The sequence below is a fragment of the Xenorhabdus poinarii G6 genome (assembly GCF_000968175.1).
Taxonomy (GTDB): domain Bacteria; phylum Pseudomonadota; class Gammaproteobacteria; order Enterobacterales; family Enterobacteriaceae; genus Xenorhabdus; species Xenorhabdus poinarii.
Genome location: NZ_FO704551.1, coordinates 1,603,819 through 1,618,662 on the forward strand (window position 1 = coordinate 1,603,819; position 14,844 = coordinate 1,618,662).

Below are 14,844 nucleotides of genomic sequence, written 5' to 3' on the forward strand. Positions count from 1 at the left end.
GGATTATAGGGAGTATCAGGAATAAAAAAAGCCTGATGGTGAAATCAGGCTTTAAATTTGTCAGCGACTAAATGGGGCGTTTCTAGCGGACATCAACACAATCCAGACAGAAAGTATAGATATTCCGTGGATCATTCATATTGTTATAAAATGAGGCCTGCTTTTTCACATCTTGAACAGCTTCGGCAAATGGAGCCGGTAACATGGACTGCAAGGTGTTTGGTAACAGAGCCTGCGCGGATGAACCTATTCCGAACAAAAATTTCTCAGAAAATGAAGGCTTCGTTTGTATCCAGTCTAGCGATACGTTTTTGATCCCGGCTAATTCAGCTGCTTTTTTAACGGCATCATCAAAATCACCCAATTGATCAACTAAACCCCATTTTTTAGCGTCAATACCGCTCCAAACGCGCCCCTGAGCAATGTTATTGATTTCCTCAGTTGATTTATGGCGAGATTTTGCAACTAACTCGATAAACTTACTGTAACTATTTTCGGTCGCTAGCTGTATTAAATCGGCAGCAGTCTGGTTGAGACCTTTCGTGGCAGAAACATCAGCGAGTGGGCTGGTTGCAATTCCGTCGGTATACACACCAATGTCGTTGAGGGTCTTTTCAAAGGTTTGGATGATACCAAAAACACCAATAGAACCGGTTAATGTACTTGGAGACGCAATAATATAGTTAGCAGGCGTCGATATCCAGTAACCGCCTGAGGCCGTTACTCCCCCCATTGAAACGACGATGGGTTTTGCATTGCCTGTCTTATCATACTTGATTGCGTCCAATTCATTGCGAATAATTTCAGATGCACCGATGCCACCACCAGGGCTATTGACGCGTAATATAATAGCTTTTATGTGGGGGTTATGATGTGCTTCACGTAGTTGTTTAACAATAATATCACTTCCAGCCGTACCGAAGAATGATTGTTTACCTTCGACGATGGCGCCTTCTGCAACAATAACAGCAATATTCCCTGTATTATCGGTTGTGTTTTGAATAGGATGTTGGGCTATATAGTCATAAATGCTGATGTAATTGAAATGCTCTCTTCCTTTATCCCAACCAAATTCCTTGCGCATTTTATTTTCAACAACATTACGTGGCTCAATATAGTCCACCAGTTTGTTTTTATAGGCATACAGTGTGGCATCTCCGCCAACCTGACGGAATTTCTCGATTAAGTTATCCCCGGGAAAAACTTGTTCGACAGGAATATGTCTGTTAGCCGCAATAGTATTTAAATAATTATTCCAAAGCTCGTTAATCCAGAGGCTGTCTGCTTCACGCGCTTCTTTGGACATATTGTCACGTAAGATGGGTTCAACTGCTGATTTATACGTTCCCACACGGAAAACATGAGTGGATACTTTCAACTTATCTAACAGCGACTTGTAGTATATATGATTGCTTGATAAACCATGAATATCAACAACACCTAATGGATATAAGTATATTTTATCGGCATAGCTGGCTAAGTAATATTGTTCTTGACTATAAGAATCACCAATCGCAAAAACAGGTTTACCGGATGCTTTAAATTCATTGATGGCCTTACCAATATATTGCATGGAAGCTTGATCTGAGCCGAGAAATCTATCCAGCTTTAATACGATCCCTTTAATTTTATGGTCGTTTTTTGCGTGGCGTATACTGTTCACAATGTCGAACAAGGAAGCATCTTTATGATTGCCACTGGATGGGTTCATCAGACTCTGACCGAATTGTGCGAATGGATCGCGGGTACTGTTCTGGTCAGACACATAACCGGACAAGTCGATGTATAACGCACCCTGATAGTGACTGTCGGTTTTGGTATGTTGATGATAAGCGACGACGCCAGCAACAACAATAATAATAAGCACAATAAAAATGAGGTTGGAAATAAATTGACGAATAAAATTTAAGAACGCCCAACTCCACTTAAATAGGGTTGTGATGAAGTTCCATAAAGTACGCATATCGTCTCCAATTATGGTATCAAATGGGGTTATCCTAATCAGCTTGTTTGGAAATGTCAGCTGGAAATTGTGTACGTGGTTGAAAAAACAGTTTATGTACTTTCAATCGTTCGTGAATACACGGAGAATGTCAGTTGATGACAGATTATCTTATCTAGGAGAAAAGAATGAATGCTTTGGAACTTTTGTTGAATCGTCGTTCAGTTTCACGTTTAACAACCCCTGCACCCGAAGGAAAGGAATTACAGCATATTTTGGCTGCAGGCATGAGGGCGCCTGACCATGGTGCATTGCGTCCGTGGCATTTTGTCGTCATGCAGGGAAAAGGCATTGATAAATTCAGCCAGCTGCTTGCAAAAGCCGCTGTTGAAGGAGGATTAGGAAAAGACGTTGAAGAAAAAGCAAAAAGTGCTCCTTATCGGGCGCCTATGATTATTACGGTTATTGCGAAGGTTGTTGAACATGTGAAAGTTCCGGCATGGGAGCAAATCGTTGCGGCGGGCTGTGCCGTTCAAGCCATGCAAATGGCAGCAGTCGCGCAGGGTTTTGGGGGGATATGGCGTTCCGGTGCATGGACAGAAGATCCGATTGTCAGAGCCGGTTTGGGATGTGGGGAAAATGATAAAATTGTTGGATTCCTCTACCTGGGAACACCGGAACTCAAGATGCTAGCAAAAGTGACGACACCCGATTTGGCAAATTTTGTCAGTTACTTCTAACAGGAGCGACTAATGTCAACTAAAATCCGTTTGACTCAATACAGTCATGGTGCTGGGTGTGGCTGCAAAATAGTGCCGAGACTGACAAATGTTGATTCGGGTGGTTTATTGCTGGCCGTTTTGCCAGATGCCGTGGCAGCGGTAAAAGCCGTTGCACGTAGCCACAATATTGATCTTATTGCTATTGGTGAACTGACTGAGCCATGCTCAGACAGGGCATTAATTGAAGTTTTTGAATAATTCCATGCGTCTTTTTATTGCAGAAAAGCCTAGCCTGGCGAGAGCCATCGCGGATGTTTTACCAAAACCCCATCGACGCGGGGATGGGTTTATCGAATGTGGTAACCACCAGTTCGTGACCTGGTGTGTCGGCCATCTATTGGAGCAATCTGAACCCGATGCCTATGATAGTCGTTATGCTCGTTGGGTATTGGCTGATTTACCGATCATGCCTGAAAAATGGCAGTTAAAGCCACGGGCGGCTGTGGCTAAACAACTCAATACGATTAAATCCCTGTTGGAAAAGGCAAATGAAATCGTCCATGCGGGTGACCCTGATCGTGAAGGGCAGCTTTTGGTGGATGAAGTTCTGGATTTTCTCGATCTGGAGATTGAGAAAAAACAAAATGTCCAACGTTGCCTGATTAACGACCTGAATCCTCAGGCGGTCACAAAGGCCATTGGGCGGCTGCGAAGCAACCGGGAGTTTATTCCTTTGTGTGTTTCTGCACTTGCCAGAGCCAGGGCAGACTGGCTTTATGGCATTAATATGACCCGTGCTTATACCTTATTAGGTAAAAATGCAGGTTATCAGGGGGTACTATCAGTTGGAAGAGTTCAGACACCTGTGTTAGGCCTGGTTGTACGTCGTGATGAAGAGATAGAACATTTCGTGCCGAAAGACTTCTTTGAAGTGAAAGCACATATTGTGACGCCAAATGAAGAGCGGTTTACGGCCTTATGGCAACCGAGTGAATCTTGTATTGATTTTCAGGACGAAGAGGGGCGAATTATCCATCGGCCGTTGGCTGAGCATGTCGTAGCGCGCATTACGGGGCAACCCGCCTATGTTGCTGCTTATCAAGACAAGCGTGAATCAGAAACCGCGCCATTACCGTTTTCTCTTTCATCTTTGCAGATTGAAGCGGCCAAGCGTTTTGGCTTGAGTGCCCAGGAGGTGCTTGATCTTTGTCAGCGGCTTTATGAAACCCATAAGTTGATCACTTATCCACGTTCAGACAGCCGTTATTTGCCAGAAGAACATTTTGTGGGTCGTCATGCGGTATTGAATGCCATCTCGGTTCATGCCGCCTATTTACTCCCGCAGGATGCCTTGGATGTGGAGATAAGGAACCGCTGCTGGGATGATAAGAAGGTTGATGCTCACCATGCGATTGTGCCTACCGCTCGCAGTAGCCAAGTGAATTTAACAGAAAATGAAAACCATATTTATGGTTTGATTGCCCGACAGTACCTGATGCAGTTTTTCCCTGATGCCGTATTCCGAAAGTGTACGATTGAGCTTGATATTGCGGGGGGGAAATTTATCGCGAAGGCGCGTTTTCTGGCTGAAGCGGGTTGGCGAACTTTGCTTGGCAATAAGGAACGGGATGAGGAGAATGAAGGTACGCCATTACCTATTGTTGAGAAAGGCGATGAATTGTTGTGTGAGAAAGGAGAAGTGGTGGAGAAGCAGACTCAACCACCAAGGCCTTTTACTGATGCAACATTATTGTCTGCAATGACGGGAATCGCCCGATTTGTACAGGATAAGGCATTGAAAAAAGTACTCCGGGCAACCGATGGATTGGGAACAGAGGCGACCAGAGCGGGGATAATTGAACTGCTATTCAAACGAGAGTTCCTGTACAAGAAAGGGCGTCATATTCATGCTACTCCGGCTGGCAGGGCTTTGATTCATGTATTACCGGAGATGGCAGTATTACCAGATATGACGGCTCATTGGGAGTCTCGCCTGACACAAATCAGCGAAAAGAAATTCCGTTATCAGGATTTTATGCTGCCGTTACAGGAAACATTGCAACAATTAATCTGGCAGGCAAAACAGTACCGTAACCTGACCGCCTTTAGGAATTTGCCCCCGGTGTCTGCGAGTCCGAAGAAAGGCAAAGAAAAACAGATTAAACCCGGTAAAAATAGAGGAAAGAAAAAGCAAACCGATCAAGCTTAGTCCAGAATAATAACGCAGCATCATCACAGAGGATGCTGCGTTCCATTGTTGCGGCTCAGAGTTTGAATTCTGACCAAACAGGGGCGTGATCGGACGGTTTTTCCATGCTGCGAATCGCATAGTCAATACCGGAAGAGAGACATCTTTCTGCCAACGAATGGCTGGCAAGCAGCAAATCGATACGCAGCCCACGATTATCATCAAAGCCTTTTGAACGATAGTCAAACCAGGAAAACTGGTCACGGGCTTCAGGGTGTTGTGCCCGGAATGTATCAATAAATCCCCAAGTTTTCAGGCGATCCATCCATGCTCTCTCTTCGGGTAAGAAAGAACATTTCCCCGTCTTCAACCAGCGTTTCTGGTTATTTTCTCCGATACCAATATCAAGATCCGTTGGGCTGATGTTCATGTCTCCCATAATCAAGATATGGGATTTGGGAGAATGGTGAGTGTTTAAGTAGGTATGCAGATCCTGATAAAATTTTTCTTTTGCCGGAAATTTGATCGGATGATCACGGCTCTCACCTTGTGGAAAATAGCCATTGATGACGGTTAATAAACCAAGGGGCGTCTCGATATCGGCCATAATGATGCGACGTTGTGCATCATCGGCATCAGTCGGAAAACCTTTACGGATTTCTTTTGGTTGTTGACGAGTTAACAAGGCGACACCGTAATGTGATTTTTGACCATGAAAGAAAACGTGATAACCCAGTTTACCCACGTCTTCCAGGGGAAACATATCATCGTGGACTTTTATTTCTTGTAATCCGATAACGTCGGGTTGGTGCTGTTCAACAATGGCAGCGAGTTGATGGGGACGTGCTCTTAGTCCATTTATATTGAATGATATAAATTTCATATCGTTTTAATCACCTATTTAATCTGACTATTTTTAATGTTAACAGATATAAATAAAGATGTAACTGTTTATTAAGTAATAAATTTAGCCTAATTATCTTGATAACACGCCATTTTACTCCTATATGTAATACGATATTGAATATAATACTTTCGTTACCCTAAATTTACAGTGCCGAATCGTTTTAAAAATAATAAAAAATGCAACATGAATAATGTGGTAAATTAATTGATGTATAATAACCCATTAATTATTTGAAGTTATATTAAGCATTTGTTATTATAAGTTTCAGTAAAGATTTTTATCCTGAAAATTTATTTTATGTCATGTGTTACAAAAATTAATTAATGAAAAAGTAGAAGAGTTAATCAATCTCTGATAGAAATTTGAATGTGTAAGTCATGGTTATATTTATTAGTGGCTTACAATCACGGTGGAATATTCATCATGATATAGGTGAATTATATCGTTCATCTAAACCGCATTATTGCATCAGGGACTGACATTTTATATAAATGTCATTTGAAAAATAGCTGTTTTTATTGTACAAAATTATACCTTCATAATATCAAGTTTGATTTAGCGGTTACCTGATGAGAAGGCCATTTCAAGGAAATTATTTTAGCCACAAGTTATATAGGAACGGTGAATTATGTTTTTTTCTCGTAAATTAGAAGCATTCATGGCGGTGGTGGAAATGGGTTCTTTAAGCAAGGCGGCAAGAGTGATGAACCGTACGACTCCCCCAGTCGCTAAATCAATTAAAGACTTCGAAGCGACGTTAGGAAAGCGCTTATTTAAAAGGGAGAAGTTTGGTATGATTCTGACCAAAGACGGAGTGGAGTTATATAATGACTTGAAAGAACTTTATTTGAAAGAGAAAGAAATTACAAAGAAACACATTAGCGGGAGTATTTGTAATGTTGTGAATATATACCATGATTGGGGTAAGAAAAAACATCTGATTTCACTTTATAAAGCGGCGGATAGAAATAATGCTCAAGTTAATATATTACGCTTCTGTTATGATAACATTGATGAAATAGTTGATTATGAGGGTAATACAATAATCTTAAGCTCAGAAAAAATACTGAGTGATCGATTCAGTCTTGTACGAAAAATTGATGGGCCAAATTTGGGGATCTGCTGTCGTAAAGAGTTATTAGATGAAGTCAATGGGGATTTTACTCAATTGCTGAAAAAGAGAACATGGTTATGTGACCCAGTACTCTATAAAGGTAATTTGGTAAAGGGTTTGGAAGAGGAAATGATAAAAAGTGGAGAAAAAGTGAATATTCGGCAGATGGATAATATAGAATGCTGCCTCAATTTTATTCAGTCAACGGATTATGTTTGTATCACAGATTCCCACTCCGGTGCATTGGAAGGGGGAGACAGCTTAGGTTTCATTCCAATATCACGGCCTGATGCCGTTAATCAGTGTTATGTCTACAAATCAAAATCGCATTCAAGTGTATTAAATCGTTTCATCGACTCTGTTAGTGATATGGAGTAGATTGCATAAGCGGAGCGAGCAATCAGACTTTCCTGCTCCGCTATTGGTACTTGTCAGCGCTTAGAATAGATCCTGACATCTTATCCTGATGATTGATTCTGCTTATTTTACCCTGATCTAACTGGGATGCTGGCAGAGTAGATTAACGTCTTCTAACTCGATAATTTTGCGATTGTTTTTGTTTTCACTTGTTGATTAGCAAATATTGCTATGATTGTGTGAACTGTGGATGACATTCAAGAGAGTATGAATCTTTCATGGTGGTGGGGGAAGGATTCGAACCTTCGAAGTCTGTGACGGCAGATTTACAGTCTGCTCCCTTTGGCCGCTCGGGAACCCCACCAGATTTTTGAATTGTGTGCTGTCGTTAGCAGCGGACGGCATAATATCAAATAAACCGCCGCTGTAAAGCAGATAATTGAAAATAACGTATTGAACGACTGTTTTTTGATCTTAACGATCAAGATGCAACCTATTGGACGCTGCTGTCGAGGGAAAGCACCTTTTATGGCAGCGTGTATTTTTCCCTCTCATGTCATGGCACGTTATTTCAATGCATATCAAAGAATGACGGTACGATTACCATAGACAAAGACCCGCTGAGAAAACACCCAGTGTAATGCCTGGCTCAACACATTCTTCTCAACATCTCGTCCTGCACGCATCATCTCTTCTGCCGTATAGGTATGATCCACATTGATGACATCTTGAGTGATGATAGGCCCTTCATCCAAATTATCATTTACATAATGAGCGGTCGCGCCAATAATTTTTACACCACGCTCATAAGCCTGATGGTAGGGACGAGCACCGATGAAGGCGGGTAAGAATGAGTGATGGATATTGATGATTTGGTTCGGATAATGCTGAACAAACGCGGGTGTTAAAACTCGCATATATTTAGCCAATACAACATAGTCGGGCTGATATTGATCAATCTGAGTCATCAAGGCTTCATCATGTTGCTCGCGAGTTAACCCCTCATGACTGATGTAATGGAATGGGATACCAAACTGTTCAACTAACTGTTGCAGAATAGTATGGTTGCCGATGACAGCCGCAATTTCAACATCCAGCCCGCCGTAGGCACTTTTTACTAAAATATCACCAATACAATGCGCTTCTTTTGTCACCATAACAACGATACGACGTCGACCTGCTGTATTTAATTCACGATTTGAACCCGCCGGTAAAGCATCGTCCAGATCCGCCAGAAGGGTTTCATCATTAAAAATACCTTCCAGTTCGGTACGCATAAAAAATCGTCCGGTAAGATGATCAACGAACTCATTATTTTGCACGATATTTAATTGATGCTTGTAACAAATATTGGTGATTTTTGCGATTAACCCTTTTGAATCAGGACAGATTGTACGCAAGATTTTTTTTTGTATGTTTGCGTTTTGCATGGACAACGAAATCCTCAACTATTTTTCATTGTGTGTGAGTTGTGATGTTTGAAATCAGACAGTCATTCAATCGCAGCACTTCTTGTATTTTTTGCCTGAACCACATGGGCAAGGGCTATTTCGGCCGACCTGGGGACGAGTGCCATCAATATAAAACCAGCGTTGGTTGATGTGCAAAAAACGTGAGCGCTCATGAATTAATTGCTTATCTTGCTTTCCTGGTTCAATAAAGCAAGCGGAAAATTCAACATAGGCTTCGTGATGATGTTTCTCTTGATCCGTTTCCAGCACGTTTAATCCTAGCCATTGTACGCCAGCAAAACTTTGTTCTATTTCCGCCCGCCAGTTTTCAGCCTGACAATCTGGGTGCCAGGTAGCGATAAGGTAATCTGTATTTTGTGTAACATAAGCACTATATCTGGAACGCATCAAGGATTCAGCATCTGGGGCAGGACGATGGTTTTCGAGATAGGGGCGACAGCAAAGAGCGAAAGATGAGCCACTGCCGCAGGGACACATTATTGTCAAAATAACTCCAATTTTTTAAAGTGATTGCTGCTAATCTCAGCAATATAGCAACGAGATATGGGAATATAATAAGAGTATAAGTAGTCCAGATCTATTCGGCTATCACTGATTAATAATACGTAAACGAAGCTTCATTTTATGGCAATTCCGGATAGCGAATCATTGAAGTGTGATTCAATACCAGTGCACTGTATATCTGGTTGAATTAACTGGTATACTCGGGCGCGTTATTTTTACAAGTGCGATTTTCTTCATATAGACGATTTTTTCTGAAAGTTAATGCGATTGTTTAAGCTGTAAAGGAATTTTTTCAGTGAAAACAATCGGTAGGAGACGATGTAATGTCAGTAATCAATAAAAAGGTAAAAAAAGCGGTTATACCGGTTGCCGGTTTAGGAACCCGGATGTTGCCTGCAACTAAAGCCATTCCGAAAGAAATGCTACCTCTGGTGGATAAGCCGTTGATTCAATATGTCGTCAACGAATGTATTAAGGCTGGTATTAATGAAATTATTCTGGTTACACATTCATCTAAAAACTCAATAGAAAACCATTTTGATACCAGCTTTGAGTTGGAAGCGATCCTTGAGCAAAGGGTTAAGCGCCAGTTATTGGAGGAAGTACAGTCTATCTGTCCAAATCATGTGACCATCATGCAAACCCGTCAAGGTATTGCAAAAGGATTGGGACATGCGGTGTTATGCGCTAAACCACTTATTGGCGATGAGCCATTTGCTGTGATTCTGCCTGATGTCATTTTGGATGAGTACAGCGCTGATTTATCAACATATAATTTGAGTGAAATGTTGTCACGGTTTAACCGCAATGGGACAAGCCAGCTCCTGGTTGAACCCGTTCCCGTGGAACAGGTTTCGGATTATGGCATTGTTGATTGCCTGGGTGAACATTTACAGCCCGGTGATAGTAAGCCGATTGTCCGTGTTGTTGAAAAACCAAAACCAGAAGAAGCACCATCGAACCTTTCTATTGTTGGCCGTTACGTATTATCTGAAAAGATCTGGCCATTACTGGCGAAAACCCCTCCTGGTGCGGGCGGAGAAATACAACTCACAGATGCTATTGCCATGCTGATGGAAAAAGAGCCTGTTGAGGCTTATCATTTGCAGGGCCGTAGCCATGATTGTGGCAACAAACTGGGTTATATGCAGGCATTTGTTGAATATGGCATGAAGCATAAGGATTTAGGTAAATCGTTCACGGATTGGATAATGACCTTGCAGAATCAGGTTAAAGAATAATCTACTGGTAATTTAAGGTGTGATATGAAAGTTACTGTATTTGGTATTGGCTATGTAGGCTTAGTGCAAGCAACCGTCTTTGCTGAAGTCGGACATGACGTACTTTGCGTTGATGTTGATGCAACAAAAGTTGAAAACTTGAAAAATGGCCAAATTCCTATTTTTGAGCCGGGATTAACCCCTTTGGTAAAGAAAAATCATGCTGAAGGGCGGTTAAATTTTACAACGGATGCTAAAGCCGGTATTGCTCATGGCAAATTACAGTTTATCGCAGTAGGAACACCGCCTGATGAAGATGGTTCTGCTGATCTGAAGTATGTTATTGCTGTCGCCAAAACGATTGCGGAAAACATGGATGATGACAAAGTCATTGTTGATAAATCAACTGTCCCGGTCGGTACGGCTGATAAAGTCAGAGCCGCGATGCAAGCAACATTGGCGGCGCGCAATGTAGCGCTTTCATTTGATGTTGTTTCCAACCCTGAATTTTTGAAGGAAGGCGCCGCTGTTGCTGATTGTATGCGCCCTGAGCGTATTATCATTGGCTGTGATAATGACGCTGTGGTTGATATCATGCGTGAACTGTATGAGCCATTCAATCGTAATCATGATCGCATGATAGTGATGGATATCCGCAGTGCAGAACTGACTAAATATGCCGCTAACTGCATGTTGGCGACAAAAATCAGTTTTATGAATGAAATGGCGAACCTGGCAGAAATGTTGGGCGCTGATATTGAAAATGTCCGCCAGGGGATCGGTTCTGACTCTCGTATTGGTTACCATTTTATTTATCCGGGATGTGGATATGGCGGTTCATGTTTCCCTAAAGATGTTCAGGCATTGATCCGAACGTCTGAACAAATTGGATATACACCAAAAATTCTTCAGGCAGTGGAGCAGGTCAATCAGAAACAGAAGGGTAAATTGCCTGATTTTGTCAAACACCATTTCGGTCATGACTTATCAGGTAGAACATTTGCTATTTGGGGATTGTCATTTAAACCTAATACAGATGATATGCGTGAGGCATCAAGCCTTGTGTTGATGAAAACCTTATGGGAATGTGGTGCTAAAGTTCAGGCATATGATCCTGAAGCGATGCAGGAAGCTCAGCGTATTTATGGGCAGCGTGATGACTTAGCGTTAATGGGAACAAAAGAAGCTGCATTAAAAGGCGCTGATGCTTTGATTATCTGTACAGAGTGGCAAAACTTCAGAGCACCAGATTTTGATGTGATTAAAGATGCATTAAAAACACCAGTGATTTTTGATGGGCGCAATCTTTATGATCCTGAACGCCTGCAATCACGTGGTTTTATATACTATGGCATTGGTCGCGGCTCCTCAATCAAACCAGTCATTTGAGTTAATATATGAAATTTTTAGTTACAGGTTCTGCTGGTTTTATTGGTTTTCATGTTAGTCAGCGGTTATTAAATATGGGGTATGAGGTTATCGGTATTGATAACCTCAATGATTATTATGATGTTAATCTGAAGACGGCGAGATTAAATTTATTACTCCCTTATTCAAATTTTAAATTTGAAAAATTAGATCTGGCTGACAGAATTGCGATACCGGAATTGTTTGCCAGGCATCAATTTCAGCGCGTGATCCATTTAGGCGCGCAACCCGGTGTACGTTATTCAATAAAAAATCCAATGGCCTATATCGATGCTAATATCATCGGTCATATCAATATACTTGAAGGTTGTCGCCATCATAAGGTAGAACATCTATTATATGCTTCCTCCAGTTCAGTATACGGCTTAAATAAAAAACAACCTTTTTCTACCGATGACTCGGTTGATCATCCGGTTTCGTTATATGCAGCAACGAAAAAAGCCGATGAGTTAATGTCTCATAGCTATTCACACCTGTATCAACTTCCCACGACTGGATTAAGATTTTTTACCGTATATGGGCCGTGGGGTCGGCCTGATATGGCTTTATTTAAATTTACTAAAGCGATGTTAGAAGGTCAGTCGATTGATGTTTATAACCATGGCAATATGGTGAGAGATTTCACCTATATTGATGACATTGTTGAATCTATAATCAGATTGCAGGCTATCATACCGACTTCTAATAAAGATTGGTTGGTTGAAGATGGACAGATATCTGCCAGCGCAGCCCCCTATCGGGTTTACAATATCGGGAATGGGCAGCCAACAAAGCTAGGGGATTTTATTGCTGCCATTGAAACTTCATTAGGGATTGAAGCACAGAAAAACTTTATGGAAATTCAGGATGGCGATGTATTGTCAACGTGTGCAGATTCAAGCGCACTTTACAGTAAGATTGGCTTTTCGCCGGATACTCCGATAAAAGAAGGCGTGAAACAGTTTGTCGATTGGTATTTGAGCTTTTATCAGAAGCCGACTCAGTAAAACTAAAAAAAGGAGCTCAATGCTCCTTTTTTTATAAGATTATGTTAATAAAAAACTAAGTCAGTGTTAAGTTATTTTTTATCACATTGAGAATATGAAAGCGATTTAGCTGTTAATATAACTCGTTGTGTTTTTACACCAGCCCGTAATTAACCTAGTTAGTTATTTTAATCATAAAACAAAAATACCCTCAATAGGGTATTTCTGTTATTTAGTTTACAAAACAAAGGATTAGATCAGGAAATCTTCCAGTTTTTTGCCTTCATCAAGTGCTTTTTTGATCACAGCGGGTGTACGACCTTGGCCTGTCCAGGTTTTGGTTTCGCCGTTATCAATGTATGAATATTTAGCCGGACGAGCAGCACGTTTAGATTTACCCGTAGATTTACCACCTAAAGCATCCAATAAATCGCTTAATTCAATACCGTCTTTCTCCAGCATTTCACGGTATTCTTCAAGCTTACGAGTACGCTCTTCTATTTGTGCGCGAGCCTGACTTTCTTCATCACGACGTTCTTCAACAACAGTCGTCAGTTTTTCCAACATTTCTTCTAGAGTGCTAAGTTCACATTCTCTTGCTTGTGCGCGCAAGGTACGGATGTTATTTAAGGATTTTAAATTTTCGCTCATTGTCCTGGTCTCAAATATAATTAATGATGGCTGATGTAGGGATAATAATAGAATGCTATTTTATTTTCTGCAATAGTGAATTTACTTTATCAGGCTAAAACATGTCATTTTAAAATGCAATTTTTTTGAGAATCGATATATTGTGTTTTAATTCTGCTCTTGAGACTACCTTTTTTCAATAAACGTGAAGAAGGATTACTGTAAAGTTGAGTAAGGGATAGACCCGAGGGGATAAAACTAATTTATAACCAATTCGTAAGTAATGTTAACTGTTTAGTTTGAAATAAGTAGGCGAGTCAGGATGAGATAACCGTTTTTTTATGGGGAATCCATAAGTTATGATTAGGATGTATGAATTGAACAAAAGTAAACCACTATGATTATTCATGTTCAAAGGATGGAGGTAAAAATAACGATATCCTTGTGACGTTAATTTTGTTCATTTGGCATGCAATAAATACTTATGGTGCTGATTTTATATGCGCAAATGTGATGACTATCATGAAAATAGTTTTTCTTATTCATTCTAATTTTTTTCTGTTCCGCCACATTTGACGATAACTAGGATAATCTCAGCCAGAGTTTGTGGTAAACTAACATTGTTATATCGCCTGATTAAATTTGACAAGAGGATGGACGGGCCAATGGCTCAGCTTTATTTTTATTATTCTGCCATGAACGCAGGGAAATCAACTTCTTTATTGCAATCTTCCTATAACTATAACGAAAGAGGAATGAGAACGCTGATCTTTACTGCAGAAATTGATACACGATTCGGTAAAGGAAAGGTCAGCTCCCGTATTGGCTTATCCGCAGAAGCGTTGTTGTTCTCACCCAAAACAAATATTGCTGAGCTGATCAGACGTGAGAATGAGGCAAAAAAAGTTCATTGTGTTTTGATTGATGAATGCCATTTCTTGACGAAAGAACATGTCGAACAGCTTTGTGCGATTGTCGATTATGACGATATTCCCGTTCTTTGTTATGGTCTGAGAACCGATTTTCAAGGTGAGTTATTTAGCGGAAGTGAATGTCTTCTCGCCTGGGCCGATAAATTAGTGGAACTGAAAACCATCTGTCATTGTGGTAGAAAAGCCAGCCGTACGCTTCGTTTTGACGGTGATGGTAACGTTGTTTACGATGGGGCTCAGGTGGATATTGGTGGTAATAAAAAATACGTCTCTGTATGTCGTAGGCACTATACTGACATTATTCGTGAGGCTAAGGCAAAAAAAGCTTAATACTCCCCTCGTTGCTTATCGAAAAGTTGTTATCGAAAAGTATAAAACTGACAGATGAAAAAAAGAGACAATATAAAGGCGTTGGGTTATCCCAACGCCTTTTGAATTTCATCGTTCAGCTTATTATTTATTA

General features: G+C 40.9%; 12 protein-coding genes, 1 tRNA gene and 1 pseudogene. 8 read left to right on the forward strand and 6 right to left on the reverse strand.

The features are described 5' to 3' along the window. Window positions 1-82: 82 nt before the first annotated feature. The gene (gene sppA, locus XPG1_RS07370) at window positions 83-1,963 is read right to left on the reverse strand and encodes a signal peptide peptidase SppA (RefSeq protein WP_045958507.1); all 1,881 of its coding nucleotides are present in this window, start codon (window positions 1,961-1,963) and stop codon (window positions 83-85) included. Window positions 1,964-2,130: 167 nt separating this feature from the next. Here sppA and XPG1_RS07375 point away from each other — a divergent pair, with 167 nt between their 5' ends. The 3 genes and pseudogenes from XPG1_RS07375 (at window position 2,131) to XPG1_RS07385 (ending at window position 4,873) form a co-directional block, all read left to right on the forward strand. Next, on the forward strand, window positions 2,131-2,682 hold the full coding sequence (locus XPG1_RS07375) for an NAD(P)H nitroreductase (protein WP_045958508.1): 552 nt from the start codon (window positions 2,131-2,133) through the stop codon (window positions 2,680-2,682). Window positions 2,683-2,778: 96 nt separating this feature from the next. Continuing rightward, window positions 2,779-2,922 (forward strand): annotated as a pseudogene (locus tag XPG1_RS07380) (selenide, water dikinase SelD); the annotation flags it as partial. Between the two features lie 4 nt (window positions 2,923-2,926). Then, the gene (locus tag XPG1_RS07385) at window positions 2,927-4,873 is read left to right on the forward strand and encodes a DNA topoisomerase III (RefSeq protein WP_045958510.1); all 1,947 of its coding nucleotides are present in this window, start codon (window positions 2,927-2,929) and stop codon (window positions 4,871-4,873) included. Window positions 4,874-4,928: 55 nt separating this feature from the next. On the opposite strand, the gene xthA is transcribed toward XPG1_RS07385, so the two are convergent. Beyond that, window positions 4,929-5,735: an exodeoxyribonuclease III gene (gene xthA, locus XPG1_RS07390; protein WP_045958511.1), complete on the reverse strand. Its 807-nt coding sequence runs from the start codon at window positions 5,733-5,735 to the stop codon at window positions 4,929-4,931. A gap of 652 nt (window positions 5,736-6,387) precedes the next feature. Here xthA and XPG1_RS07395 point away from each other — a divergent pair. Then, window positions 6,388-7,251, forward strand: a complete 864-nt coding sequence (locus XPG1_RS07395; RefSeq protein WP_045958512.1) for a helix-turn-helix domain-containing protein — start codon at window positions 6,388-6,390, stop codon at window positions 7,249-7,251. Window positions 7,252-7,509: 258 nt separating this feature from the next. Here the strand turns inward: XPG1_RS07395 and XPG1_RS07400 are convergent. The 3 genes from XPG1_RS07400 to XPG1_RS07410 form a co-directional block, all read right to left on the reverse strand. Continuing rightward, window positions 7,510-7,594: transfer RNA gene (locus XPG1_RS07400), tRNA-Tyr, on the reverse strand. A gap of 217 nt (window positions 7,595-7,811) precedes the next feature. Further along, window positions 7,812-8,660, reverse strand: a complete 849-nt coding sequence (gene purU / locus XPG1_RS07405) for a formyltetrahydrofolate deformylase (protein WP_045958513.1) — start codon at window positions 8,658-8,660, stop codon at window positions 7,812-7,814. A 66-nt stretch (window positions 8,661-8,726) separates the two neighbouring features. Then, on the reverse strand, window positions 8,727-9,188 hold the full coding sequence (locus XPG1_RS07410; protein WP_173425866.1) for a YchJ family protein: 462 nt from the start codon (window positions 9,186-9,188) through the stop codon (window positions 8,727-8,729). 341 nt (window positions 9,189-9,529) lie between these two features. Here XPG1_RS07410 and galU point away from each other — a divergent pair, with 341 nt between their 5' ends. The 3 genes from galU to XPG1_RS07425 are packed head-to-tail and all read left to right on the forward strand — an operon-like array spanning window position 9,530 to window position 12,840. Then, window positions 9,530-10,447, forward strand: a complete 918-nt coding sequence (galU, locus tag XPG1_RS07415; RefSeq protein WP_045958515.1) for a UTP--glucose-1-phosphate uridylyltransferase GalU — start codon at window positions 9,530-9,532, stop codon at window positions 10,445-10,447. Between the two features lie 24 nt (window positions 10,448-10,471). Further along, window positions 10,472-11,815: a UDP-glucose dehydrogenase family protein gene (locus tag XPG1_RS07420; RefSeq protein WP_045958516.1), complete on the forward strand. Its 1,344-nt coding sequence runs from the start codon at window positions 10,472-10,474 to the stop codon at window positions 11,813-11,815. Between the two features lie 8 nt (window positions 11,816-11,823). After that, complete coding sequence (locus tag XPG1_RS07425) at window positions 11,824-12,840, forward strand: NAD-dependent epimerase (protein ID WP_045958517.1); 1,017 nt, start codon at window positions 11,824-11,826, stop codon at window positions 12,838-12,840. Window positions 12,841-13,071: 231 nt separating this feature from the next. Here XPG1_RS07425 and XPG1_RS07430 read toward each other — a convergent pair whose 3' ends face one another. Further along, on the reverse strand, window positions 13,072-13,470 hold the full coding sequence (locus XPG1_RS07430; RefSeq protein WP_045958518.1) for an H-NS family histone-like protein: 399 nt from the start codon (window positions 13,468-13,470) through the stop codon (window positions 13,072-13,074). 644 nt (window positions 13,471-14,114) lie between these two features. Here XPG1_RS07430 and XPG1_RS07435 point away from each other — a divergent pair. Further along, window positions 14,115-14,711 (forward strand): thymidine kinase, encoded by a 597-nt coding sequence (locus tag XPG1_RS07435; RefSeq protein WP_045958519.1) that lies wholly within the window; start codon window positions 14,115-14,117, stop codon window positions 14,709-14,711. Window positions 14,712-14,844 lie beyond the last annotated feature (133 nt).